Raw genomic sequence first — 25,398 nt, forward strand, 5'->3', positions numbered from 1 at the left:
CTGCGCGATGAAAGGGCTAGGGATGTCCCCGACCGGCACTTCGGGGTCGCCGCCGAAGGCATTTCGGCAACGCGGCCGAACGGCTGATCGTGCACGCTCATCGGCATCACGGGTCATTCTCCGCCCGTGAGACAACGGTCATCGGCGATCAGAACTCCGGCTTCCGGGACGGTCGTGAGCCGCCTGCATCCTGCGGAGGCCGAGCGCCTGGCTGTGGTGCCTCAGGAAAGGACAGCCCGTGTCTCGCGCACCGGGACATGTGGGCGGTCGGCAGGCGGCGTCGAATGACCGGACTTCAGTCGGCGGACGACTCGTCGGAATTTCGGTATCGGCCGAAGAACCATGCGAGCGACAGCCCTACAACTGCGCCGACGACGCCACCGACGGCCATGGCGGCGCCCAGAGTTGCGGCGCTCACCGCTGCGACGACGAGGCCGATTGCGGAGCCAGCGGGGCCACCCACGGTTACTCCCCAACCGGTGCCGTGGCGTAGTTGTTCGGCCTCGGCTGTCTGCCACCAGTCGCCAGCCTTCATTAGCCATCTGCGTGCGCCGTATCGGGCTAACTCGTGGATCTCGCTAGCGAACGCGTCAAAATCGTTCTGCGATGCCAGCCATTCAGGGTCATCGAGACGGGCCGTGTCGATTAGGTGATCGAGGATGTCGGGCAGGGTGTCGGGCGAGTCAGCCGAGGTCGCCTCGACCAGATCGTCCAGAAGCGGGCCCAACGTGTCGGGGACCCTTGCGACCGATAGCAGGTTGCGTTCGAGGCGGGCGACGATCGCTCCGACCGCATCGCCGAGCGCGAACGGCTCATCGGTTTCGAATGCCTCTGCACGCATGTAGTTCCGGTCGCGCTCGACGAGGTCTCTGATGTACGGGTCATCGTCGAAGGAGCCATCGTCGATGAACTGATTCGCTACACCCAGAAGGATCTCGATCCTTGCCTGGAACGTTGCGTTCTGCTCATGCGACGGCTCAGGGTTCGGCTCGAGGCTGAGCGTTTCCCGGAGCGGTGGAGAGTCGACGACGACATCGAAGCTGTCGCCGGCCGCCACGGAGTCCCTCGACTCGAACTCGGGATTGCTGGCATCTCCGATGTTTCTTTGCGAGGAGTCCGCGGGGCTGTGTGCAATGACGTCGTTGCGCAATTTCTCGACCAGTCGCTGGATCGCCGGCAACACCACCTCAGCGCGTGCGGGGAACGCCTTCAGTGTGGTGGTTCGCTGGACCCCTGTATCGACGTGGGTCGCTGTGATAGTTCCGGCTCCACCTGGAGCGTCGGCCGGCACCGATACCTCGATCACGATGGATGTTGGCCCGGACACGTCGGCGAGTCGTCGTCCGTCGTATAGCGGGTCAGCGAAGCCTGGGTCCACGTTCAGCGGGCGCCCGTTGCCAAGTTCAGCGACGATTCTGCTGGTCAGCTCGTAGTCCTCGTTCGGACCGCTCGAGCGATGAATGAGGGCCGCGGGGTTGCTCAGCCAAGTTTGGTTCGTTGGCTGTCGTTCGGCACCACGGCTGGCGGCGACGGCATCCATCACGGCAACGCGTGCCTGAGGGAGGAAGGCCTGGGCTCCCGCCGGGCTGTCTAGGGGACGAGACAGCTTCCTTGGCGCTTCGAAGAGTCTTCCGTCTCGTGCCACGACTGCTTTGAAGATCATCGGATCGGTCTGCGTGATCAGAGACGCTTCGACAGTCTCACTGGTCAACCTGGGGTCGTCCGGGTGGACCAGCTCTAGATCGAATATCTGATCTAGGTCTTGTTGTAGGTCTGGGTCGTTCAACAGCGCGTGGTCTATGAACCGGCTTCCTAGAGAGCCTTTCGGCAGCAAGATGAAATGATGAGCCATCGGCCGTGGACCCTATGCGAACGCAGGATCGCAACGGCCGCCACGGCCGGGGCGAGTATCCCAGACCGCCGGGACGGGGAGCGTGGAGACAGCGGTCGTGCTACGCCGAGCGGTCGCGTTCGACTTCCCAAATGGTGTGCTCCAGATCCATCAACTCCACCCCCATGGCATCCGCCGCCGCGCTAACCGCATCGACAGCAACCTTGGTCGGTGGGTTCTTCGCTCCCAGCGCTCGGCCGACGTATCGGCGGATCATCACGTCGGCCTTCACTCCCGGGATTCCGAGGAGCATCATGAAGTAGGTGCTGGTCGCCTCGCCAATGCCGGGCACCTCACGAAGGCGAACCTCGAGGTTGCGATGATTCGCCAGATCGACATCGATGGACGACTCGACCCCATCGGTGATGAGAATCTGGGCCGCCTCAAGGATTGCCGATGATTTCCATGGTGATTCTGGTCGCTGCGTCGACCGCCGCGGCGAGTGTTGCGAGTTGCCGAACCGCTCCGCCCAGATCAGCGGGCCGTCGTCTGCGATCTCGTCGACCAGAGCCGTCAACGAGTCCCGTTGATGAACGGTGTGGCTCTCGCGCCACTTCGAAACCAGCGGGTAGATCCCACGCCCCTGACGGGTTTTGTATGTCGCACGCGCCGAGTAGATCGCATCAATGAGGGCTGTGGAGATCTCGCACCGCCATCCATCGGGCCACGGGAACCAGACGGCCCCGGGCCTAACTCGATCGCGATCAAGAGCCGACTTCAGCGATGGAGTCTTGGTAGCCATCGGGCCATGGTCCCACGTCATAACGGGACGGCCGAACCTGTCACCTATCGCCGGATCGAGGACGTTCGCGAATTGACCTTGGATGGCACCTCGGGCAAGAATTTCCGCTACCCACCGGGCTCGCGGCCAGGGCACGAGTCTTCTGGCTTGCAGTGAACGTTCTCCCGCTGCGCAGTGCTCAGATCGGCGCGCTTCGCTCCAGCGAAGTGCGCGCCGTCGACCCTCGTGTCGAGTAGCGACGCACCGCTGAGATTTGCGTACCTCAGGTCGGCGTCCTCTAGGTCGGCATGGTTGAGGTGCGCTCCGCGGAGTTCGGCCGATCTCATGAACGCCTCTTCAAGGCGTGCGTTCTCTAGGTTGGCTCTTCGCAGCGTGGCCGACTCCAGGTGAGCCCCGCGAAGGTTCGCTCCCGCAAAATAGCCATCGGCCAGCCGAATCTTGTCGAATTGCTGCGCCTCGGGGTCGCGTCGTCCGAGGACCGTGAGAACCGTCTGAATGTCCACCCTCGGGCGGATCTTCTTGGTCGTAGTACTGACGTGCGCTTCATAGTCGGGATCTCGCGCAACTTCGCGTGCGAGCGTGCCGAGGAGTTCGACGATCTGTGCATGACGTTGGGGTTGGTCGCGCATCACGCTCTCGAGGGCCAAGGCGCCGGCAGCTCGTTGAGTTGCGGACTCTGCGCCTAGAAGCTGAACGGCGTTGTAGTAAGCGTCGTCGTGTCGCTGGCTGGTCGCGACTCGCCACTGAAGCACAGCGACCAGCACGGCTGTGAGCGCCAGAAACTGAATCCATCGCTCACGCGTGGAATCCAAACTGGTATCGCTGTCGGACATCCAGCTCGAGATCGGACCAAGAATGAGCGCGCCGACTGCCAAGAGTGCCAACAATGCCAACACCCCGGTGAGAAGCCTTGAACGCCACGTCCGGCGCTGGCGCTTGAGAGCGAGCCGCAACTTGGCTAACCGTTTTACAGCCAACGCTCACACACCCCCGAGGCCTAGCTGAACTAGCGATGATGGTCACCTAGAGTACTCGCGACAGTGGGGAGTGTTCCCGATCGCCGATTCAACGACGCTTGCGGCTCTCGCTCCAGCGGGCGAAGACACATCGGCAGCGGGGCACTGCCCGCGGGGGCTGCCACAATCCGTAGATGACCGTGAGCGACGAGAGAGATCAACTGCAGTCGGGCGCATGCAGCGATGACTACCTAACCCCAGCAGAGGAGCCGTGTGTCCCGGGTGGCGGCGACATCGACTGTTCGGACCTCGTCCAGTGGGGCGTCGGGCACGTTGAGGTCGTCGGCGAGGACGTTTATGCGATGGACAACGACCAGGACGGCATCGCATGCGAGTCCAACATCCCCCAACAGCCACTCCGCTCGGTGAAGCGGTCGCGGGCTTGGCGCCTATCGGTATCACGCTCGCCGTGATCGCATTGGTCGCCCTGAATGTCTGGCCGGTCCAATGGGCCCGACAACTGTATCGAACCTCTGGCGAGGCCGAGCGCCGTTCGTTCCAGTTCTCGATCGCGCTGGCAGTAGGAGCTGCCATTCCGATGACCCTGATTGGTGCGCTCCTGTTCGCGGTGGTTGGCATCGAGTAGACGTGCTGCTTGGCCAGAATCGCGACACGAGAAGCGCCGGGTCTGACAACCTCGACCCGCCCCTCGGGCACGTTCGGGCACCCCCTAACGCCGGCTGCGGGGCGTGGTCGAAGTTCGAGGCGTCGGTGACGGTGATGGGGTTGTGTGGATCTCCCACCATTCAAGGAGGACACCATGCCCACACTGCTCACCAACGAGGCCGCCCTTTGCTCCGACGATCCATCGTGGTCGCCCGACGACGCCCAGGTGGCGGCTGCTGCGTTCCTCGCCCGGTACAGCGGCCGAACACTCGAGGCGTACCGCCACGACCTGCGCCACTACTTCCAATGGGCCGCCGACCAACTCCTCGCCGTGCTCGACGCGTCGCGAGCACACATCGAGATCTACCGCTCCACGATGGAACAACGCGGGCTCGCAGCGTCGACGATCGATCGTCGACTGACAACGGTGTGCGGCTACTACCGCTTTGCTCACATTGACGGCCGCATCGCCGCGAACCCCGCCCAGTACGTGCGTCGCCCCAGGATGCAGCCGACCGAGCAGCACGCGATGGATCGCGGCGAACTCGGCCGGTTCCTGTTCGCCGCCGAGAACCACGACCGCGCTCACGCCGCGCTCGCCGTGTTGCTCGGCCTCAACGGCCTACGCGTGACCGAAGCATGCGCGACCAACATCGAGAACCTCGGGTTCGAGCGCGGTCACCGAACTCTGCGAATCGTCGGCAAGGGCAACAAACCCGCCGTGATCCCGCTGGTCCCGCGCTCCGGCCGCACAATCGACCTCGCCATCGGTGAACGCCACGAAGGCCCGATCCTGTTGCGACGCGACGGCCAGCGGCTCGATCGGCGAACCGCTCATCGCTGGGTGCGTTCGATCGGCAAAACGAGCCGGACTCGGCCACGTCCACCCGCACATGCTGCGCGCTGCGTTCATCATGGCCCCCTCGACGCCGGCGTCCCTCTACGCGACGTCCAGCTCGCCGCCCGCCACGCCGACCCGCGCACGACCACCATCTACGACCGACGCCGCCAGAACTTTGACCGCCACGCCGCATACGTCGTCGTCGCCTTCGTCGCCGTCGGCTGAAAGTAGGACCTCACGGCACTTCGGCAACGCGACCGCTCGGCGCTACGGACAGTCCGCTGATCGGTACCGGACGTTCTGCGCCGTCGGAATGCCTCGCGTGAAGCCTGTGATACCCGAGGCGAACGAACCTATTGAGATCTCACCTTCATCGGAAGATGCCGAACTCGAGCCAAGAGTTCTGTACGTTGGCCACGCTCGTGCGGTGCGACGAGAGAACTCGGAAAGGAAGGTCCCCCATGTTCCTCTCACGGATTCGAATGCGGGACTATCGATGTCACGCGAGTGTCGACATCACGCTTGGACAGCGCACATTGCTGATCGGCGGAAACGGCGCGGGGAAGACGTCCGTACTCGAGGCCATCGACAAGGTACTTGGGGCCGGTCGGCGCAACTATGGCTTCCGGGAACAAGACCTAGCGCCCGGCGCGGACGAGCTTCAGATCGACCTGGAGATCCGTCCCGACGATGGCCTCACGTTCACCGCAGCGGAGCACGGGCTGTTCGAGACACATGTAGATGTTGAAGATGACGTGCGGGAGGTCGTTCGCGTTCGAGCGATCGCCGGATTCGAGGACGACGGGGTGTTTCGCTCCCGAGGAGTCTTTGTAAAGGCGGACGGCAATGCGGATGGGAACTTCGACCAAGCGACGAGGTCTCTCCTCAACTTCTTCTTTCTGCCAGCGGCTCGCGACGCTCGTCGCGAGTTCGACGATCGTGCGGGTCTGTGGTCTCGGTTGACGGACCTTCTAGAGGCCGCCCACGACCCAGCGCGATTGGACACGCTGACGTCGGCGGCCGGGCAGGAACTCGTCGGCGCGGTGCTTGGCGAGGACCGGCTCAACGAGCTTGGGAGCACGGTCCAACGGTTCGTCTCAACCATGTACGGCGACACCAACCTTGAAGCGGAGTTGCGTGCAACTGCCGTCGACTTCAGGTCGCTGATGCGTGGCACTTCACTCGTCGTCGGCCGCGCTGGCCAACTGGTTCCCCTGACCGAACATTCGACGGGAGTCCAGACGCTCGCACTATTTGGGCTGTTTCGGGCGTTTCTTGACACCGCCGGGGGCCATCTGGTCGCTACAGGACTTGAAGAACCTGAGATTCACCTCGCTCCACACGTGGCACGATCGCTCGTCGCTTTGGCGTCTGAGTCAGGGCATCAAGTCATTCTCACTTCACACTCTCCGGCGATTAGCGATGCCGTACCAATAGGTGAAGTGAGGGTGCTTCGTCGGACGACGGTTGGGACGGTCGCGCGTGCTCTCGACGGCGATCTCTTCGACAGCGAGGAGTTGGCTCGAATTCAGCGTGAGTTGCGATCTGTCGGCACGGAGTTCCTGTTCAGTCGCGCAGTTCTCCTTTGCGAAGGTGCGAGCGAGCGCGGCGCGCTTCCGGAGTTTGGACGAAAGCATGGTGTCGACCTCGACCTGACCGGCGTATCGGTGCTTTCGATCGGAGGAAGTGGATTTGGGCCATACCTCAAGCTTCTCGGCCCGTCCGGGTTCGACATCCCACACGTCGTTGTGTGCGACAACGACGCTGCCCTTGCGAAGCTTGTGCAGACACTGGACCAGCTAGGCCGATTGCCTGAGAACGTCAGCTCGAAGGACGCCTTGGATGCAAACTCCCTTGCCCTGCTACGGAGCGCTGGCTTTTTCTCCTGGACCACAGGGGATCTCGAGCGGTACTTGGTGGGGGCGGGCGGCTACCCATTCTTTGAGGAGGCTGCCGACTTCCTTTACGGCGCCGGAGACCTGGCCAGATTTCGTGCATCCAAGGTGAGCGAGGGCGTCGTCGACGACGACAGTGAGATCATCGGTCGCTACGTCAACCTGCGTCGAATTCGAAAGCCAGAGCTTGCTGCTGAGTGCGCCGCGAGGTTCATCGGCGTTCCCGCTGAGGTCGGCCGCCTACTGGAGTTCGTCCAAGAACTCACAACGCTGTCCGATCCATCGCCAGGACCCTCGGATGAGTGAACACATCGATGCGCTGCTGAGGGAGCAGCTTGACGATGAGCAACTTGCGTTGGCAAGCGTGACTGACCGAAACCTCCTTGTGTTGGCACCTCCTGGCAGCGGCAAGACCAGGGCGCTGGTTAACGCTGCGGCCCACCGCATACGAAACGCACGTGCGCTCACTGGTCATGAACACGCGCGCGTCTTGTGTCTGACGTTCGGTACTGACGCTGCACGCGAGATGCGAACACGAATCGAGCGACACCCACTTTCAATACCGGCAAATCGGATGTGGGTCGGCAACTACCACGCATTGTCGGCTCACCTGCTACGTCGTTACGGACATCTCATCGGATGGCCGCGCGACGCCGGGCTACTTCCGGCGCCGGCGAACGAGACCGTGTTGGCCGAAGCCATCGCAGTCCTCGGCATAAAGGGACTGCAGGCGTCAGGGGCAGCGCGAGCGGTGCAGGAACTCAAGGGGAGGCGTGCAATCGATGACAGCAACGACACGCTTCACCGACTTCGCGTTCGGTACGACGAGATACTCGCCGAGCGTCACCTTCGTGACTTCGATGACCTCATCCTTCACGCGCACAAGCTCCTGTCGGAGCAACCAACCGTACGGCGAATCCTGCATGATGCCTATCCATTCGTGTTCATCGACGAACTGCAGGACACGAACCTCCTCCAGCTCGACCTACTGGACCATCTTGCAGCCGACTCAAGCCGAGTATTCGCCGTCGCCGACGACGACCAGATGATCTACGGCTGGCGCGACGCACATCCCGAGAACATCGATTACTTCGTTCGGCGGTTTGCGGCAGAGGAGCAACCACTCCTTGGCAACTATCGATGCCCACCCCGCATCGTTGAAGCGGCCAACGCGATCATCGTGCTGAACGATCGGCGGCGCGACGTCCTGATGAAAAGCCGGGTGACAAACCGACTCGGCGAGGTAGTCGTCATCGGGGCGAGCCGATCCACAGAGGCGGATGCCATTGTTGCTGAGGTCGAGCGCGCAGTCGGCGACGGCGTCCCGCTCGGCGAGATCGCAATCCTCGCTCCGCACCACTTCAAGTTCGACAACGTTGTCACCGCTATGGACGCCGCAGGTATTCGCTTCGTCCATGCCGGCCGGAGTCAGCTGGCTGCCAACCAAATCATCAAGCTGCTCAGGCTTGTGCTTCGAGCAGTGGCGGGTGGTGTCGTCGCATCGTCCGACGTCGCCGACGAGGGCTTTGGAGAAATGGGGGTGCCTGACGAGCTCGTTGCCAAGATCGTCGCTGCAGCAAGCGCCGCTGCCCAAGGGCCGCCCCGAGCCCTGCTCGCCCGTGTGATGGAGGCCTTCTCACTCGGGCGTCCCTCCAACCCCAATATCTTCGAAGACGAACTCCGCCTTCTTGGTCGCATGATCCGCATTGCGATCGACGACGGCAAGCCGAGCACCGCACCCGACCTCGCCGAACTCGTCCTGCGGGACTGGGATCGTTTCGAGCTAGCAGCTCTCCGCGCGGAGGAGGCGGTCAAGATCATGACCAGCTTCACCGCAAAGGGAACTGAGTACCGAGTAGTGGTCCTGCCCTTTCTAAACGCCGGCATTGTGCCGTACGAACGCCGGAACGAAGCCATGGACTGGCAGGAGGCGCGACGCGTCTTCTACGTCGCAATCACTCGCGCACTGGACCGCGTCGTGTTGATCTACGACGCACAGAAGGCGAAGTCCGTCCTCCTTGAAACGGTGGAGAGGCACGCCACACATAGGGCTGTCGTTTAGCGCCGACGTGCCACCTATCGCCGGTTCGCGGTCACTCCCCAACGAGGCGCACGTTGGCTGACGCGCTGGTCGAGTTCGACTAGCGCGTTGCGGGTTCCTCGGCCGGCGGGTCGATGTAGGCGAACCACCCCTTGGGCTCACATCCGTCGAACACCACCTTGTTGATGCGGCCGCGCTGATACGCGATTACGCGCATCGTGAGGTTCGACCGCGAGTCCGCGTATGAGACGAGGCGTTCGACGGCAACGAGTGTCCGCGTTACCGAGCAGTGATATCGCGCGTCACCACCGCGTCCCGTAACGCCGCTTCGGCTACGACCGGAACCGCGGACCCATAATCCCGAAGCTCGGCCTCGCAACGAACGCACGCGCTGGAGCGTTCCGGGTTGTGGGCTGACCGCGGCGGACCCGCGAGCCATCGAACGACCGACTCCAGGTGGTGCAAGGGCCGCATCGCGCCTTACGCCGCGGTTGAAACATCCGGCGAGATGCAGCCGTACCGGTCGGATCACCGAAGCGGGTCGATCCGACGACCGTCAAGCCAACGGCGGACCTCGCTGAGCTTGAACCGAATGAACTTGCCCACCTTGTAGTAGGGGATGCGGCGCTCCCACACGAGCCGGCGCACGAAGCACACCTTGACGTCGAGGGCGGCCGCCAACGCCGCGATGTCGATGAGTGGTTCGTCATCCTGATTGCGGATTCGCCTTGGATCGGAGTGATTTGTCCTCTTGCTGTTCCCTCTCGGGTCGTGGCACTTGCTGCGCCGGGGTTGATGAGGTCGACCATGAAGAAGTGCCATCCCGGAAACCCCCCCAAATCGGGCCTGCGGCGAAAGAAATCTCAAAATTCTTTTCGTCCCAGATTCGGGCGCGTCCCGGAAACCCACCCACATCGCGCTGTCCGTGGCGTAAATCCCACCCAGAAACCCCCCAGTTTCACTATCCGTGGCGAAACGTTCCCGGAAACTAACCCATTTATTTGCCTTGGAAGAACAGGTTCCGAAGCGTTCTATGGCGCTCCCTGGCGCACACATCGCCGCGTTCTTCCGCGAAAAGCGGTTGGAAGTGGTGACGCCTCGGCGCTGCCGCGCCGGTTGCGATCGCGTTCTACGCCCCGTGGAAGCGCTTACAGACCCCGCGGGAATGGCTACGCACGCCAATACGCCAGCCAACTCGCCAGTCGCCGAGCCGTGCCGCAAACGCAGTCGAATCCGACGATCACGACAATTGGTTCCAGAACCGATCCTGCCCCGCGCCGATCGACATCAGGATCAGGGGAAATCGAAACCGAGGTCGTGAGCAGGTGTGAGTGCCGCCGCGATCTGATTGCCAAGGTCGGCGTGGACGGCCGCTAGCGGGTGGTTCCGGGCCGGTTCAGGTCCGAGGGGGTCGGGTCCGGTGTGGCCGATTCGTTCGCGGTAGGCGGCGACTTCGTTGACGAGGTGGCGCATCTCCCCGACTTCGATCGTCGGATCGGCGTCATAGGTTTGGGCGACGAGTTCGCTGACCCATTCGTGGTGCCCGGTGAGTGCGGAGTGGGTCAGATGGTTTGTTCGATCCAGAATCGCATGGTCGAGCTCAGGGCTGGCTGAGTCGCCCCAGTCCATGAACCGTTGCCGCATTTCGGCATCTCGGATCCCCTCGCGGAGGATGTCGTTTCGCTCGCCGAGTCGTGCAATGTGTTGTTCGGCGACGACGATCTGGGTCGGGTCGGTGACCCGCTTGAGTTCGGTGACGTGGGTGCAGTTGGTGTCGAGTTCGACTTGCAGTTCGCGAAGGCGATGCATGGGCAGCGCGTCGTAGACGGCGGCGTCGAGTTCGGCGAGGGATCGTTCCTCGGGGCTGTCGCCGCTGGAGGCAACCAGCTCATCCAACAGCGCTTGCGCTTCGGCGGCCAGCTGGGTGGGCCAGTGCGCGAGCGGCGGCAGATCAGCAGTGAGTTCGGTGAGTTGATGGTGTTCGATGATGTGGGGCCAGTGCTCGAGAATCCAATCGGTGCGCAGCTGCTGCTCGTCTACAGCTGCGGCGAGCGCTACGATCCGATCGTTGACGTCGAGGCTGGTGTTGCTGGTGAGGTCGTCCACGAGGCGGGAGACGTCGGGCGGTGCCGATTCGAAGAGGGCGTCGAGTTCGATGATCCTCGCCCTTGCCATGTCGACAGCGATCGGTGCGGGAACTTGTTCATCGAGTTCCGGCTCGTGATCGGAGAGCCAGTTTCGGGTCGTCAGCGCTCGGTCGAGCAGGTCACGCCACTCGTCGAGCTGCTCCGGGTCGGTCGGTGCGGGACCGTAGCCGGGGATCGTCGAGTCGATGTGGTGGGTGTCGCGCCAGACGGCGAGTTCAGTCAGGTGGTCGTCGTAGACGGTCGCCCCGATGGGGTCGGTGGGCCGGTCCCCGACCCACCAGCTCAGCCACTCGGGAGGTGTCGCGCGCAGGCCATGGAGAAGTTGGCGGTGTCGTTGATCGATGGCTGCAGGGAGCAGTTCGAAGTCGACCGGATCAACTCCGTGTTCGGCGAGTGCACGTTGCCAGTGGTGGAGGTCACCGACGAGAATCTCGTCGTACTCGGAGAAGTAGGTGGCGGCTTCGGGGGTGATCTCGGCCGGTTCGGGATGATCGACCGGTTTGATCTGGTCCCACAGGAACACCTTGGTCGTGGTGCGTTCTCCGTCGCTGCTCGTGAAGCGCACGGCCGCGGAGCCGACGCTGTCGATGATGTGGGTGATGGTGCCGACGTTGTCCCAGTCGGCGGCGTTGACGCGCCCGCCGACGTGCATCACGGCACGGTGCTCGACCGCTCGGGTGAGCTTCGCGATCGTCTCGGTCGGGTCCGTGTAGCCACTGTCGCGGAGTTCCGTGGCAGTGCGTTTGATGAACGCCAGGCGGTCGGTGAGTTGGCCGACCGAGTGGGTGTTGGCGAGGTCGGCGATCTCTGCGAGGTGGGGTTGTTGGGCGAGCGCGAACTGTTTTGCCTTGGACATGTTGAGGGTGCCAACGATGTCGGAATGGGGATCGCCGGCGTGTTCGGACGGCAATGGGATCCCGGTCGAGTGGTCGCGTTCGCCGAGCGTCGCGGCTTCCTTGGTCGTGGCGTACAGGTGCGCTTCGTTTCGTGCCCGCGACAGCGCGACGTAGCCGGATTCGCGGTACATGCCGGCGGGGCCGACGACGAAAACGTCGTCGCAGGTGAGTCCTTGTGCTTTGTGGAACGTGGTCGCGTAGCCGTGGGTGATGTGACCGTCGTTCAGGTAGCCCGAGTCGAGGCGGATGCGACGGCCGTTGATGAGCCGAACATCGAAGGTGGTGTTCTCGTGGTCGATCGACTCGATGTTGGCGATCATTCCGTTGTCGACGCTCGCAGTACGGCCAGTGTCGATGTCGAGTTGGCCGGGATTGTTGCGGGTCAACAAGATCCGGTCACCGACCTGATAGCTGTCGCCGCGGATCTCGATCGCGTCGCCGTGCAACAGACCGGACTCGGCGGCGAGAAACCGTGACAGGTCGTTCAACAGGCGTGCTTCGGCGCGTGTTCCCGCCAGCATGTGCGCATTCGAACCAGACCGATAAGCAGCAAACCAGTCACGGACGGCGCGGCGTTGAACCTCGACTTGATCCCGTCCGACGACAACACGGTTGTGGTCGAGATAGGCGGTCCAGAACTCTGCGACGTCGCCGTTGCGGAGGTGATCGAGGGCGGGGTGTTCCCACTCGTGGCGCTGGCGACGGTTGATCGTCAACTCGCTGCGCTGCTCGCCCACAGCGTCAAGGAGAGCGGCGAAACCACCGCCGGCTTGGATCTCGGGTAGCTGATGGTGGTCGCCGACAACGATCACTTTCGCCCCTGACGCCTGCACCTTGTGGAGCAGCCGGTTGAACTGAAGAGTGCCGACCATTCCGGCTTCGTCCATCACCAGCACAGCGTTCGACGGGATCATCACGCCGTCGCCGTGGAGCATCTTGGCGATCGTGTACGACTCGATCCCGGCGCCTTCAGACAGTTCTCGGGCGGCACGTCCGGTCGGGCACGCCCCGATCACTCGGTAGCCTCCGGCCTCGAACACTTCGCGAACTGCGTTCATCGTGAATGTCTTGCCGGTCCCGGCCTTGCCGACCACGGCCTCAACAGCGAGCCCTTGGGTGGTCAGACGCAACACAGCATCGGCCTGGTCAGGACCCAACGTGTGACCGAGTCGAGCGAGGGTTTCATTGACGAAGTGGGCGTCGAGGGCGGCAACTTCGGTGCCCGGTGTCGGGGTGAACATTGCGGTGAGTTCGGCTTCGGCGTCGATGAGGGTTCGGGTCGTCCAGGTCTGTTCCCAGCCCTTGTCGGCGTCTTCGATGACCGGCAGCGGGATCAGTTCGCGGTGCGCCAGCACGGCGTCGGTGAGGCGCTCGAGGAGCCGCACCGAACCGTTCGAGGTGAGCTGGGCGGCGACTGCGTTCTGCACGGCGTGGCGGGTCACGACCGCGTCGGTGAGCGGCAGTTCGGCACCGATCCGGACAGCGAATGCGTCGATCGTGATCAACTGCTCGACGACTTCGCCCGTGTTCGTGTCGATCCCGCGGACGGCGATGCGGGTGTCTTCGGTGAGGGGCCGTTCGCCGTCCGCCGCGGTGCGGCGACCGTGGCCGTTGGCGAGCAACAGGTCGATGTCATCTGTTCCGTAGCCGACCGTTTCGGCCTCGGCGAGCCACCGGGCATCGAGCGTTGCCTGCTCGATATCGACCTTCGCCATCCGCGTTTCCAACGACGCCGCATCCGCAGCCTTGGGACCGGAACGGCCGGTGCGGGCGAGTTCCTCCTCGATCTCCGAACGCCGCTTCGAGAACGTCCGACGCACCTTTGCGGGGATGCCCGCAATGTCGGACAGCCCATCGCGGACCGGGCTCCATTCGACTCCGAGACGCGTCGACAACTCGTGACGCAGCACACTCTGATACACGGTCCCCGCCGCAATCCGGGACTTGTACAGGGCCTGGCCGTCGAGCGCCGACCACTTGCCATCGGGGCCCTGGGTCATGTTCGCGATCAGGACGTGCGAATGCAGTTGGGGGTCACCGAGCCGACTGGTCCGGTGCCGGAACTGGGCCGCAACGAACCCTCGACCTGGCAGGCGACGGGTGCCCCACTGCTCGAATGCCGTGGCCGACTTGGCGGCTCGGTTGTTCGTCCCGCGCCGCACGAAACATGCCTCGCGCTCCAACCAAGCGAGTGCCTCATTGACCGCGGTATCGGTCGCCGCGACCACCTCGGAACGCACCAGCGGATCACCCAAGGCGTACAGAATCGACACCGATTTCGGTGCCGAGAAAGTTAGATCGAACCCCGGAACACGGTTCTTGAACGTACGAACCTGGTCCCCGTTGGGTGTCAGGCCGGTCCCCGGAGCGAGCCCAGCGAGGACCGCCCGCAGGTCCTCACCAGCGACCGCAGCATCCAAACCGAGCGCCGAAGAAGCAGCCCCGATCCAGTCACCGCGCGACTCGCCAGCACCCGAGTAGTAATCGTCGAGACCCTTGGCGACCTGCTCCAAGTAGTAGTCCTCGGCCCCGACGCGGAGCTTCCATAAAGACATCACTACCCATATAAGGCATCAAAGGGGGGTCCGCGTTACACAACTTCTTCAGATCGTTCAGCACTTGGTGCATGTGTGTAGGAAACTGGGCGAGTTCTACTGGGTGAGAGTTCGACCGTTTCGGTGAGGAGGCTGCCGGTCGGGTGCGGATTCTCTCCGGTCTGCCGCCAGCGTTCGATCCGGCGACCTCGGATTCGCCGCTCCGTTGTGAGGTGGAATACGAACGGGGACGCGGCCTGACCCTGTTGCCGACAAACTGGCTCGATCTCCTGCCGCGATCAGCCGAACCGCGCGTCCGTCTCCGGGCGCGCTCCAGTCGCGCGTCGATCCGAAATGGGTCGACTACTCGAGGTCGTGACGGGTTCGCACTTGAGGGTCGGCGATGCCGCCCATGAGATCGTCGGGGGTCACATCCAGAGCAGTGAGTAGCCGAACAACTGTGCACAGCGTCGGTTGGACCTCGCCGCGCTCGATGTTCGAGATGTGTTTGTCCTGAACGCCGATGAGTTCGCCGAGTTGGTCTTGCGACAGCCCGATCTCGCGTCGAACTTCGGCGAGTCGACGACCGAACTCGTCGATGATCGCCGAGTCTTGTGGTCGTTGCCGTGGCACGACTTCACCTTCATGAACGCGCTCGATGCTCGCGGCATATCATTTACCTGATACCTATGGTGTGTGCCTCGTCCACAAGAAAGAACGCAACGACTTCCGGACCCGCGAGCTACCCCATCCGACGACGACATGTTGATCGAACGACAACGACGTGCTGGCCTACGCGTGGTCGACGTACAGCTACCCCTGACTGCGTTCGTGCGAGTCCGCGTCGCCACGGACGCGGAGTACTCCGATCAGGACGTCCTCATGCGCGTCAACTACGGGCTGAACCGGATGCAGCTGCACGTCGAGACCCAAGCGAATTGGGACATCATGAACCTCCACGAACCGGGCATCGAGATCCACAAGATCACAACGCACGAAGGTGTCGCGCTAACCAGTCCCTACACGAGGTGCCCCGCCGAGGAGCACGAGTACCTCATCCTCCAGGCCGGCGTCCGAGACCACGATGCACCGTCACGCCTCGAGTACCACCAGAGCGAACGACAACATGCGCTCACGTGCGCACCGCACCTGACGGACGAATGGTCCCGACGCAACCCCGTGTCGTTCGATGAGGCCAAGGTCGACGTCGAGGTCTGGTGGCGGTGCGCCGAGGGCCACGAGTGGAGCAACTCGATCAAGACGCGCGGGTGGCTCGCACGCGATGCCCGAATGCACTCCAGCACCGGCGCGAGATCCGAATGCAACGAGTGCGAGCGGATCACGGGCAACGAACTCGGGACCCTGCACCCTGAACTCACCGAGTTCTGGTCCAACGAGCTGAACAACGGGCTCACGGCGATGGGCATCGCAGCCAGCGCGACCTCGAGACACTGGTGGCGGTGCCCCGAGGGTCACGTCTGGGCGAGATCCCCAGCGAGCGCTCGAAAGACATCCGCCGGACGGTGCCCCGGATGCGACCCGAGACTCCTCAAGCGGCGCGACAACCTCAACGCCCACCGCCCCCACCTCGTCTACCTCCTCCACCGAGACGACGTCCGCTTGATCAAAGTCGGAATGACCGTGCACGGATCAACCAGACTCGCCGCATTCGAGACCAACGGATGGACCGTCCTCGACACCGAACCGTGCGCGTCTCGAGGCCACGCCCAACTCGTGGAACGGCGCCTACTCGACGCGCTCGAAGCAACCGCTGAGGAGGCCGCTGGTCTCAGCCAAGACCTGCTCCTCGCAAACGTCAGCGGCGCCACCGAGATGTTCCGCGACCAAGGGTCCCGAACTCTCCACGACCTACGAGCAATCGCCGACCAGCTCAACATTCAGTACCGCTACCCGTAGGCAACCGCGGGCCAGCCCGTCCCATCGACGCCGACGTGATCCGGACAGCTATCGACGGGTACCGAAATCCCAGGTACCGGCGACGCTCAAGCTGCAACCCGAGAGCGACTCTCATCGCGCGTGCCGTCGGCACCGGACCCCCGAACAACTGATCTGTTAGAAAGTCGCAGGTACCGAAGGGAACGACCGTGGCAGACGAAGATCTCCAGAACCGCGAAGTCGCCGGCGACCTCGGCGATGTACCGGTTCGACGCGTGGGCGACCCCACGTACGAACCGACCTACAAAGCTGCGAGCAAATGGCGCGATACATCACTGCTGACCAGTGCGTCGCTCTTCGATCCTGAGCGAATGGCCTGGACCTCGGATGTTGTGTCGGATTTTCGCCGCCGTCTCGTCGAGCAGTACGACGATTCCGCCCGATCGTTCAGCGAGAAGCTCGCTGATCAGCTCGCCGGAGCGTCGCAGGAGGTTCATCTTCTCGCGGCCGAGATCTTGTACATCCACCTGCTGGCCTTGTCGAACGTCTCCGTCGAAAAGAAGCTCGAGAACATCAATGGGGTGGGAGCGCTCGCTCCCGAACCTTTCGAGGTTCCGAAGCAGTTTGTCGAGCCGCTAGGCCTCGGCCTCATCAACGGTGGCGCCGGGTTCAATACGAACCGGTACTACCTCGTTGAGTTCCTCATTGAGTTTGCGGCCCACTGGTCAGACTTGTCGGAAGAGGATCGGTCCCGCCTGCTCGAGGACCCGTGGGCGTTCAAGGCCATGTTGGTCGAGCTTCCGCAGCGTCGAGCCAATGCACAGCGCAACGCCGTGCTCTTTCTCCTGTTTCCGGGCAACTTCGAGGACATCAGCTCGAACGACCACAAGAAGCGAATCATTGCCGGGTTTCAAGAAGTTGCGGGCGATAGCCCCGATCTGGATCGCCAGCTTCTCGCCGTCCGCGGTGCTCTCTCGGAACGGTTCGGACCCGAATTCAGTTGGTACTCGAATGAGGTCCGGCCGCTCTGGGACGTCGCCAAGAGTCCACCAGCGGCGCGCACCGGACCGACGTCGTTGAGCGAAGACATCGAAGCCGTCTTTCCTCTCGCCGACGACCGCCTCGGCTTTCTGAGCGCGATGGCGGAGGCCATCACAGCGGCCGACCAAGTGAATGCGTATTCGTGGTCCGTGTCTCGCCGAGACAACGGAATCTCGCTGAACGTCGGACCGAACCGCGCGCTGAGCGCCTCGGGTGCTGGTGTCGGGTTCTTTGCGACGGGGTCCGAGTCAGAGCTCGTGGATGCGCTCGCGGAGGCGGGCGCCAACGCGGAGGTGCTTCCTCCGTATTCGTTTCCCGAAGACGCTCACTACATCAAGGTCAACCTGCCGAGCGGTTTTGGTACGGCAAAGGCTGCGCTCTCCGACAGGTTCACGGCTGCTGTGAAGGCAACGGCAAGCCGCAACACCCCGTTTCACAAGTCGTTCAGCGAAGAAGCGGTCGTCCACGTTGAAGAAGCGCTCGGAGTCGAGCTCCCACGACCCCCAGCTCAAGCGCAGGCCACCATGGAGGGAGCGCGAGCGTGGATCGTTCGTGTGAAACGCGACGACGGGACCGGTGCGGCCGAAGCGCTCGAAGAGGCGAAGACGAAGGTGTTCTGGGATATCGACGTCCCAGCGGGATCGTCAATCGATGACGTGCGATCGGCGCTCAGGGCTTCGGACCCGGACCTGTCCAACAACGCTGTCGGAACCAGCGCAGGCAACCTTCACCGGTTCACCACGCGTATGCAGCCCGGTGACTTGGTCGTGATGCCCGACAAGTCCGACATCTATTTCGGCACGATCGTCGGCGACGCCGTCTTTGACCCGGCAGCAGTCGAGTGGAGCCGGGACGTTGAATGGGCCAACGGTGATGCGCCTGTCGACCGAGCCGATGTCAGCCCAGCGCTGTACTCGCGTCTCCGCACTCTGCTCACCGTCACCGAGATCAGTGAGCTGGCCGACGAATTGCGAAGCTTCGTCGACTCCGACGAAGTGCAGCCACTGGTACATCCTGAGGCCCAGCTTCGGGCGATCGACATCGACACCGCGCGGACGTGGATGCTTGACCGCGAATGGCTACAGGAAATCGTCGACATGTTGTCGTCGAAGAAGCAAGTCATCTTCTACGGGCCGCCCGGAACCGGCAAGACGTACCTCGCCACCAAGCTGGCCACCCAACTCACTGCGAACGGTGGCAGCTATCAAATGGTGCAATTCCATCCGTCGTACACCTACGAGGATTTCGTCGAGGGATTTCGACCCCGCGTCACCGATGGCAACATGACCTACGAGCTCAGCCCTGGGCCTGTGAAGGATCTGGCTGAAGCCGCCCGGCAGAACCCAGACGACCCGTACTTTCTCATCATCGACGAGATCAACCGAGGCAACCTGGCGAAGATCTTTGGCGAGCTCTACTACCTGCTGGAGTATCGGGACGAGAGCTTGATTCTGCAGTACGGCAACACCTCCGACGATGAGTTCTCGCTGCCGCAGAACCTTTTCCTAATCGGCACGATGAACACCGCCGACCGCTCGATTGCGATGGTCGATGCCGCAATCCGCCGGCGGTTCTACTTCATCGAGTTCTCCCCGACCGAGAAGCCCATTTCCGGACTCCTACGAGAGTGGTTGAAACGAGAACGACTCGACGACGGAGTAGCCGAGCTACTGGAAGAGTTGAACAGGCGCCTCGACGACTCGGACTATTCGATCGGCCCGTCCTACCTCATGACTGAACGCGTCGATCAACAGCGCGAACTCGAGCGGATCTGGAAGCACGCAATCATGCCGCTGCTGACCGAACACTTCTATGGCCAGCCAGGCACAGCAGACAGATTCGAGCTGATCGCTCTGCAACGAGCGGTTGAGACGAGTCGCTCAGCGAGGCAGCCGGCGGGCGCCCTCGCGGACGGTGATGCGCTTGGCGACGACGCTCCGAGCTGACCATTTGCGTCAGTACTCACTCTCCGAGTACGAGTCGGTCGACATCGAGATCGGTCCGAAGGTCGCGGCCGACATGCACGCTGACGGGCACGTGTCCGTGGCGCCATCGCTCGCGCCCGGGTTTCACACGATCAAGGCCAAACACAAGGTTGGCGTCCTTCGGTACGGCGGCGTCGAGCTCCGCATTGTCCCCAAGGTTGCAGTCAGCCGTCTGCTCTACCTCGCCTCGTACAGCCACGACTCCAGCGCGTGGGAAGAACTCGACACTCTGCTCGGCGCCGCCGATGATCCGCTCTCAGCACTCGCGCACGCACTGGCGTACCACGGCGAAGCTGCGCTTCGGCCGACGCCGATTCAGGGATACGTCACCCACGAGGAGGCTGAGCGGAGACTGCGCGGCCGAGTCCTGTTTGATCGACAACTGAGTCGGCGCGCCGGGATTCAGTTGCCCATCGAGCTCCGATACGACGAATACGAGGTCAACGTCGTCGAGAACCGTGTTCTCAAGACGGCGTTCGGTCTGGTCGAACGGCATACTCCCGATCCCGCCCTGTCCCGCCGTCTCGCCCACCTTCGCTTTCGTCTCGACGGCGTCGAACCGTGGCCGACGGGGATGAGCGTTCCCGCGTTTCACTTCACTCGATTGAACGACCGCTACCGCGCCTCCCTGGCGCTCGCTCGTTTGATCGTCGAGCAGGGCTCACTCGAGTTTCCTGACCGAACACAACGAGGATCCGCCTTCCTTTTCAATATGAATCACGTCTTCGAGAAGTACGTCGAAGCTGAGTTGCGACGGGCGCTTGAAAGCCGTGGCGGTCGGGTGGTCGGCCAGCGACAGACCTTCCTCGACGAAGCAGACACCGTGGCGATGAAGCCTGACGTCACCTGGTGGTCTGGCGATCACTGCCTTGCGGTGATCGACGCCAAGTACAAACGAGCCACGAGCGACGATTTTCCCAACGCAGATGCGTACCAGATGCTCGCCTACTGCACCCGGCTCGGCCTACGGCGAGGCGTACTTGTGTATGCCGATCTCGGCGACACGATCCATGACTCCACGACCATCCGCAACGCTGGCGTCGAGATCGTCACGACAGCCCTCGACATCAGTGGCTCAATCGACGACCTACGAGCGAACGTGACTGCACTCGCCAAGGTGGTGACCGCACCAGCATCGTAATTGTAGTTGGACCGCTATTCTCCGGTTCCGTCGGTTGGAGAGGTTTAAGACTGCCGGAAACCGTCCGTCTGGTGCGGTCTGGTCCATTGCGCCAGGTTTCGTGCGGGTTCAACGTCCGTGCTGTCCGTCTGGCACCGCATCGATCGGCCTCGTCCGGCGAATCCTGTGACCGTCTCGTGACCGCCTGCAATCGCGTCACCGTCAAGGCCTGTATCGCTCACACTGCCTTCCACTCTGTCGTGAACTTCTCCACCCATCGGGTCAGTCGCCCCGTGTTGTCCTCGCCGGCGACGAGTCTGCCATCGGGCAGGAATGCTGTTGCACAGCGATCGGTAATCAGCTCCATCTCGATGCCGTTCATCGCGACGAGTCCCGTATCGAGCAGTCGATCCTGCAGTGTCGCAGGCTCTACGGAGTGCTCGTCGAGGTAGGTCAGGAAGTCCGGGTCGTCGAAGAAGACTTGGCTGCCTCGACAGAGTTGAGTGATCACCACAAACTCCTCCTCGCTGAGTACGGCCGGCTCCCACGGCTCTCGACCAGGCGTCTCTGCAAGCGTCGCCTCGTCCAACTCAACCCACTGAAGATTCCAGCCCATCTGCGTCCCCTGCTGCGTGCCCTCGGCCAGGAGGAATGGGCTGAGGACGTCCACCGACAAGTCCTCGCCCCATAGTCCGCCAATCCCGAACTCCAGATCGAGGCGCGTCCATACGTACTCGAGCAGGAGAAGCACGGGATTGAGGCGAGAGGAGAAGTAGAACGGCCACCAGTTCCCGTGCAGTCGGGCCGAGTAGGGCTGCCCGTTGGCCTTGCCCACCGAGAATCGCCCGGAGATCATCAGCTGAGGGAAGGATCCCGGACCGTACCCGAGAGTGCCAATGTTCACCTTGAGATGATCCAGCAGGGACTTCCGAAAGGCCTCTTCGGTTGCATACCCGTGGTAGCCGAGGACAACTCCGACGGGAGCGAGTTGCTCCCCCACGAGCGCATGGAAGATCAGCTGCGAGGAGATCGGTAGAGAGCTGAGTTCCTCGTAGTCGGGTGCGACCGTCCTCGTTGTCTCGGCGAACGCTCGTTGGGCGGAACCGATGTCCACGGTCCCCGCGCTGTTTCGCAGCGCGATCTTGTACGCAGAGTCGAGATCCCGGATGGAGCGGAGCTTGGCGAAGGCGTCGACAAGCTGGTCGTGATACAGAGTCTTCTTCACCTCGAAGACGGCGATTACATCCTTCACCGGCCAGACAAAGCTGTCCGTGTACGGGATGACGTCACCTTCCCCTCGCACAAGCATGCAATCGACTTGGCCCGATCTGTTTCCGAGTCCGTCGGTGACGAACCCGTTGACGATCTGCAGTCCGAGTTGCGGCGGAACAGCTCGCTCCAGAAGCTCCGCAGACAAGCCTTCGTACATGCTGCCGATGGTTGGACCGTGCTCGATCTCCATGGCGTCGAGTCGCGCGGCTTCTGCGTCCTTGAGCTCACCAAGGAAGTCGGCGACGGTAGTGATCATTCGCAGCTCGGTGGGGCTGTTCCAGCCGTTGGGTCAATCGAGGGGCCACGTTCGATTGGATCAGGGTCGGCACGATTAGTCCTGGTCGCCAAGACGATCCGACCTGCGAGCGCGGACATGTCCCTCTCGAGATCAGCAGTCGGTTGATCCAGGTCGACGGCGTGGGCGACAAGGCGCACTCCGGCTCGGCGAACGACATGGACCGCAGGGTCCTCCGCGCCTTTCGCGTACACGAGGTGGCCCTCTGGCAGTCCGAGTGCCGTGCAGTAGGCAAGCAGTTGGTAAAGGTCTGCGTTGGGGTAGCCGGCCGGCTTCTCCGCCTTGTACTTGGCATCGATGACGGCCACGGGCTGTCCGCCCCGATGCCAGACAAGGTCCGGGTTCATTTGGACGCGGCCCGCCGCGTCGAGCGTGTGCGGGTCCTGCGCAACGACGTGGCCGTCGATGCCCTCGAGCGAGGACGAGAGCGCGATCGTGACGAAGTCCTCGAACACCTTGGGCATGTCGACCATGAATCCGTTGATCTCGATCGACCCGGGTGGAAGGTCGACCGAGTGGTGCCGGAGGACGAGGTCGGCGAACCAGAGCGATGTCTCGTAGTGAGTGTTCCGTCGGTTCGGTCGCCACGTCGGCAGCGGGGCGCCGAAGGGCAGGTCGGTGACGGCGGCGAGTCGATCAAGGATGGTGCGGAGTTGCCGTCTGACCTGGGCGTCGAGATCTGGGAGTGTGTGCAGGACTCGACTGGCGGCTTTGAGGATCCGGTTCTCGGCGACGTCGGGAGTGAAGTCGTCGTAGCGCACGAGCAGCGGGGTGATCTGGCTGAAGCGCCGGGTGACTTGCTCGGTTGACCGAAGCCTCCCGCGAACGACAGCAAGTTCGTCGTCGCGCTCGACGTAACCGTGGATCAGCCCGCGGCCGAGTGCCCGGTCGGCTTGTCGAGCGAACGATTCGGCGATCACGTGGACGAGACCCGCCGCTGAGTCATACGGCACGAGGTCGTCGCGCCATGCGAGATTGCGTCCGTAGCCAAGTAGGTAGAAGAGCCGATGGATCGACACCTTCGGCCGGGCACGCACCACCATGTCGCCGATTCGGGCGACGCCAACCTTGCCAGCACCGCTGACCTCCCACGCACCATCTACGCCAAGCCGAACCGTGACCAGCTTGCTCTGTTGAAGCAGCCCGGCCTGGCTGTTCGTGAGCTGGTATGTCCGGCCCGGGCCGGTCTCAACGACCTCGACTTCGATCATCAGGTGTCGCTTGTTGGCTCAGCGACGGGCGAGGGAAGCTCGGACGAATCGACTGACTCAAACACCGGGTTGTTCGACGCCTCGAAGCGACCGCTGCCCGAACCAATCGGTGCAGCGTCGCTGCCGACCTCTGCCCACAGGCGATCGAAGTCGAACCGCGAACCCAGTGATGACCATCGGTCGTAGAACGTCTCTTGCAGGAGCGGTTCGATCTGCGTGCGGAACACGCGACGCATGCGAGCCGCGGACTGGTCGTCGTGCATGAAGTACGACGGGCCAATGTGCGCGTCACGATCGTCGATCAGGGAGTTCGTCAACTTGAGCAGCTCAGCTGACATGGCTGGCAACTCACGCTCGGCAAGCCACTTCGGCAACATCGACTTCGTGGGTTCGGTGGCGGGGTGGAGCTCGAGAAACGCGAAACGTCGACGCATCGCCGAATCCAAGAGGGCGATCGAACGGTCGGCGGTGTTCATCGTGCACATGAAGTAGAGGTTCTTCGGAAGCGTGAACGGTTCTCCGCCGTACATCACCTCGACGGCATCGTCGCGGTACTCGAGGAGGAAGTACAGCTCGCCGAACACCTTGGCGATATTGGCCCGATTCAACTCATCGATGATCATTACGAACGCCCGCTCGGGATGGTCTCGTGCCTCGCTGGCCAGTGCACGCAGCGGGCCGGGTCGCAGTTCGAGCGACACTGTTCCCGAACGATCGTCGCCGCTCGGTCGGTATCCCTCGAAGAAGTCTTCGTACGTGTAGGACGGGTGGAACTGCACGAGTCGGACACGCTCGGTTCCCACGAGGTTCTCAGCGATCTTGCGCGCCAGGTAGGTCTTGCCGGTGCCAGGTGGCCCGTACAACACGATCTGGCGCGAGTCGTTGAGGAGTTCGACGAAGTCGTCGAGCCACTGCGATGAGACAAGCAGCTTCGTGGCTACATCGGCAGGGAGCGGGTCGAGTCGCCGGTGACGGCGGCGCTCGGCCGCCAGGTCGTCGGCAGCTGAGTCCACGTCGTCATCGGCCGAGGTGAGATTGTCGATGATCTCGAGTTCGCCGGTGAGATCGGCGATGGTCGATCCAGTGCGGAGTTTGGCCTGGAGGGTGGCCGCAAGATCGGCGAAGTCGACGCCCGCCTCCGGATTGCGCCACGAAACCGGCCGCCGCAGATTGGATCGGCCGTCCTCGGAGGACTCGTACTCCGAGGCACCTTCGATCTCGCCGACGAAGACCCCGCTCTCGCTCGTCGTCAGAACGAGATCGCCGGGCTTCATCCGGCTGATGAAGTCGACGATCTCAGCGACTTTGGCGACCCGTTCCTGATGCTTCAGGTGCGCGTACGCAGCCTCGGCGAGCGCCGCAATCTCATCCGGCCCGGTCTCCGACGTGATCGCTGGCAGCTGCGAGGCCGCCAAGCTGCACCACCCTTCGTCGAGCCAACGCGGAACAAGGCTCGCACCCAACACCGACGACCCGCGCACGAGCCACGCCCGTTGCGATTCGTCCGCCCGCGCGAGTCGAGCTGACTTGCGGATCTTTCGGGCACGTTGGCGGATCTCGTTCGCGAACGCACGAGGGTCAGCGATCTCGCCGAGCATCGATGTGCCTGCGTCGGTCACCGACCAGGTGCCCGATCCGTCCTTGGCCATCACGCCGGTCTTGACGAGGTCGCTCGTTCCCCAGGCGACATAACTCCACCACCGCTCTTGTCCGTTGGACTGGATCTCGATCTCGTGCGGGTCGGTGGGCTGCCATTCCTCGCGGAGCGCCGCTTGGACATCGCTGCGTTGAAGGGTCCCACCGGCGTCGACGAGCAGCTCGAGGATCGGTCGCATCGTCCGCGTCTGCCATTCCGTCGCCGTCACCGTCGTCATGCAACGACATTACGTGCTGGCCCTCCGACCATCCGGGAGAACGCGATGCGGGCGTCAGTGCGAACTGGCGCACCCGCAGAACGGTCGCCGCATCC

The 25,398-nt window shown here is 63.0% G+C and carries 17 protein-coding genes; 8 read left to right on the forward strand and 9 right to left on the reverse strand.

What is annotated here, in order from left to right; translation table 11 throughout:
* Nucleotides 1–295: 295 nt before the first annotated feature.
* The 3 genes from ON45_RS00635 to ON45_RS20770 all read right to left on the reverse strand — a co-directional run bounded on the left by ON45_RS00635 (nucleotide 296) and on the right by ON45_RS20770 (nucleotide 3,529).
* Nucleotides 296–1,852: a hypothetical protein gene (locus ON45_RS00635; RefSeq protein ID WP_040491053.1), complete on the reverse strand. Its 1,557-nt coding sequence runs from the start codon at nucleotides 1,850–1,852 to the stop codon at nucleotides 296–298.
* 100 nt (nucleotides 1,853–1,952) lie between these two features.
* A complete protein-coding gene (locus ON45_RS00640; RefSeq protein WP_148288460.1) occupies nucleotides 1,953–2,633 on the reverse strand; it encodes a DUF8548 family protein in 681 nt (226 codons plus the stop codon).
* A 107-nt stretch (nucleotides 2,634–2,740) separates the two neighbouring features.
* Entirely contained in the window at nucleotides 2,741–3,529 is a 789-nt protein-coding gene (locus ON45_RS20770) for a pentapeptide repeat-containing protein (protein ID WP_051062180.1), read from the reverse strand.
* Nucleotides 3,530–3,783: 254 nt separating this feature from the next.
* Here ON45_RS20770 and ON45_RS00650 point away from each other — a divergent pair, with 254 nt between their 5' ends.
* The 5 genes from ON45_RS00650 (at nucleotide 3,784) to ON45_RS00665 (ending at nucleotide 9,053) form a co-directional block, all read left to right on the forward strand.
* The gene (locus tag ON45_RS00650) at nucleotides 3,784–4,062 is read left to right on the forward strand and encodes a hypothetical protein (protein ID WP_040491055.1); all 279 of its coding nucleotides are present in this window, start codon (nucleotides 3,784–3,786) and stop codon (nucleotides 4,060–4,062) included.
* A complete protein-coding gene (locus ON45_RS22865) occupies nucleotides 4,059–4,235 on the forward strand; it encodes a hypothetical protein (RefSeq protein ID WP_158412108.1) in 177 nt (58 codons plus the stop codon). Before ON45_RS00650 ends, ON45_RS22865 begins: the two co-directional genes overlap by 4 nt.
* 174 nt (nucleotides 4,236–4,409) lie before the next feature.
* Nucleotides 4,410–5,321 (forward strand): tyrosine-type recombinase/integrase, encoded by a 912-nt coding sequence (locus ON45_RS00655; protein ID WP_148288461.1) that lies wholly within the window; start codon nucleotides 4,410–4,412, stop codon nucleotides 5,319–5,321.
* A gap of 236 nt (nucleotides 5,322–5,557) precedes the next feature.
* On the forward strand, nucleotides 5,558–7,297 hold the full coding sequence (locus ON45_RS00660; RefSeq protein WP_158412110.1) for an ATP-dependent nuclease: 1,740 nt from the start codon (nucleotides 5,558–5,560) through the stop codon (nucleotides 7,295–7,297).
* Nucleotides 7,290–9,053 (forward strand): ATP-dependent helicase, encoded by a 1,764-nt coding sequence (locus ON45_RS00665; RefSeq protein ID WP_083913975.1) that lies wholly within the window; start codon nucleotides 7,290–7,292, stop codon nucleotides 9,051–9,053. The genes ON45_RS00660 and ON45_RS00665 overlap by 8 nt, the downstream gene beginning before the upstream one ends.
* Before the next feature lie 507 nt (nucleotides 9,054–9,560).
* Here the strand turns inward: ON45_RS00665 and ON45_RS23975 are convergent.
* From ON45_RS23975 to ON45_RS00675, 3 genes are all read right to left on the reverse strand, one after another.
* On the reverse strand, nucleotides 9,561–10,088 hold the full coding sequence (locus ON45_RS23975) for a helix-turn-helix domain-containing protein (protein WP_083913977.1): 528 nt from the start codon (nucleotides 10,086–10,088) through the stop codon (nucleotides 9,561–9,563).
* A 237-nt stretch (nucleotides 10,089–10,325) separates the two neighbouring features.
* Nucleotides 10,326–14,630 (reverse strand): MobF family relaxase, encoded by a 4,305-nt coding sequence (gene mobF / locus ON45_RS00670; RefSeq protein ID WP_083913979.1) that lies wholly within the window; start codon nucleotides 14,628–14,630, stop codon nucleotides 10,326–10,328.
* A 342-nt stretch (nucleotides 14,631–14,972) separates the two neighbouring features.
* Nucleotides 14,973–15,242: a helix-turn-helix domain-containing protein gene (locus ON45_RS00675; protein WP_051062182.1), complete on the reverse strand. Its 270-nt coding sequence runs from the start codon at nucleotides 15,240–15,242 to the stop codon at nucleotides 14,973–14,975.
* Between the two features lie 198 nt (nucleotides 15,243–15,440).
* Between ON45_RS00675 and ON45_RS00680 the strand changes: the two genes are divergently transcribed.
* The 3 genes from ON45_RS00680 to ON45_RS00690 all read left to right on the forward strand — a co-directional run bounded on the left by ON45_RS00680 (nucleotide 15,441) and on the right by ON45_RS00690 (nucleotide 20,672).
* Entirely contained in the window at nucleotides 15,441–16,526 is a 1,086-nt protein-coding gene (locus ON45_RS00680) for a zinc-ribbon domain-containing protein (protein ID WP_158412112.1), read from the forward strand.
* Nucleotides 16,527–16,714: 188 nt separating this feature from the next.
* Nucleotides 16,715–19,492, forward strand: coding sequence for an McrB family protein (locus ON45_RS20775; RefSeq protein WP_051062183.1), 2,778 nt, complete (start codon nucleotides 16,715–16,717; stop codon nucleotides 19,490–19,492).
* Nucleotides 19,470–20,672, forward strand: a complete 1,203-nt coding sequence (locus tag ON45_RS00690) for an McrC family protein (RefSeq protein WP_158412114.1) — start codon at nucleotides 19,470–19,472, stop codon at nucleotides 20,670–20,672. The genes ON45_RS20775 and ON45_RS00690 overlap by 23 nt, the downstream gene beginning before the upstream one ends.
* Nucleotides 20,673–20,889: 217 nt before the next feature.
* Here ON45_RS00690 and ON45_RS00695 read toward each other — a convergent pair whose 3' ends face one another.
* Genes ON45_RS00695 through ON45_RS00705 form a run of 3 tightly spaced genes read right to left on the reverse strand, consistent with a single transcriptional unit; the run spans nucleotide 20,890 to nucleotide 25,303 of the window.
* Nucleotides 20,890–22,179 (reverse strand): DUF6602 domain-containing protein, encoded by a 1,290-nt coding sequence (locus ON45_RS00695; protein WP_040491060.1) that lies wholly within the window; start codon nucleotides 22,177–22,179, stop codon nucleotides 20,890–20,892.
* Nucleotides 22,176–23,429: an McrC family protein gene (locus ON45_RS00700; RefSeq protein ID WP_051062185.1), complete on the reverse strand. Its 1,254-nt coding sequence runs from the start codon at nucleotides 23,427–23,429 to the stop codon at nucleotides 22,176–22,178. The genes ON45_RS00695 and ON45_RS00700 overlap by 4 nt, the downstream gene beginning before the upstream one ends.
* Nucleotides 23,429–25,303 carry an AAA family ATPase gene (locus ON45_RS00705; protein ID WP_051062186.1) on the reverse strand — a complete coding sequence of 625 codons (1,875 nt, stop codon included), beginning with the start codon at nucleotides 25,301–25,303 and terminating at the stop codon, nucleotides 23,429–23,431. Before ON45_RS00705 ends, ON45_RS00700 begins: the two co-directional genes overlap by 1 nt.
* Nucleotides 25,304–25,398: the final 95 nt, after the last annotated feature.

The sequence above is a fragment of the Ilumatobacter nonamiensis YM16-303 genome, from assembly GCF_000350145.1.
Classification (GTDB): Bacteria; Actinomycetota; Acidimicrobiia; order Acidimicrobiales; family Ilumatobacteraceae; genus Ilumatobacter_A; species Ilumatobacter_A nonamiensis.

Excerpts from the sequence above, each read along its gene's own strand:
- ON45_RS00660 (WP_158412110.1), top strand. The coding sequence starts at position 5,558 with ATGTTCCTCTCACGGATTCGAATGCGGGACTATCGATGTCACGCGAGT.
- ON45_RS00705 (WP_051062186.1), bottom strand. The coding sequence starts at position 25,303 with ATGACGACGGTGACGGCGACGGAATGGCAGACGCGGACGATGCGACCG.
- ON45_RS00655 (WP_148288461.1), top strand. The coding sequence starts at position 4,410 with ATGCCCACACTGCTCACCAACGAGGCCGCCCTTTGCTCCGACGATCCA.
- ON45_RS23975 (WP_083913977.1), bottom strand. The coding sequence starts at position 10,088 with ATGTGTGCGCCAGGGAGCGCCATAGAACGCTTCGGAACCTGTTCTTCC.
- ON45_RS00695 (WP_040491060.1), bottom strand. The coding sequence starts at position 22,179 with ATGATCACTACCGTCGCCGACTTCCTTGGTGAGCTCAAGGACGCAGAA.
- mobF (WP_083913979.1), bottom strand. The coding sequence starts at position 14,630 with ATGTCTTTATGGAAGCTCCGCGTCGGGGCCGAGGACTACTACTTGGAG.
- ON45_RS00665 (WP_083913975.1), top strand. The coding sequence starts at position 7,290 with ATGAGTGAACACATCGATGCGCTGCTGAGGGAGCAGCTTGACGATGAG.
- ON45_RS00650 (WP_040491055.1), top strand. The coding sequence starts at position 3,784 with ATGACCGTGAGCGACGAGAGAGATCAACTGCAGTCGGGCGCATGCAGC.
- ON45_RS00640 (WP_148288460.1), bottom strand. The coding sequence starts at position 2,633 with ATGGCTACCAAGACTCCATCGCTGAAGTCGGCTCTTGATCGCGATCGA.
- ON45_RS00700 (WP_051062185.1), bottom strand. The coding sequence starts at position 23,429 with ATGATCGAAGTCGAGGTCGTTGAGACCGGCCCGGGCCGGACATACCAG.
- ON45_RS00635 (WP_040491053.1), bottom strand. The coding sequence starts at position 1,852 with ATGGCTCATCATTTCATCTTGCTGCCGAAAGGCTCTCTAGGAAGCCGG.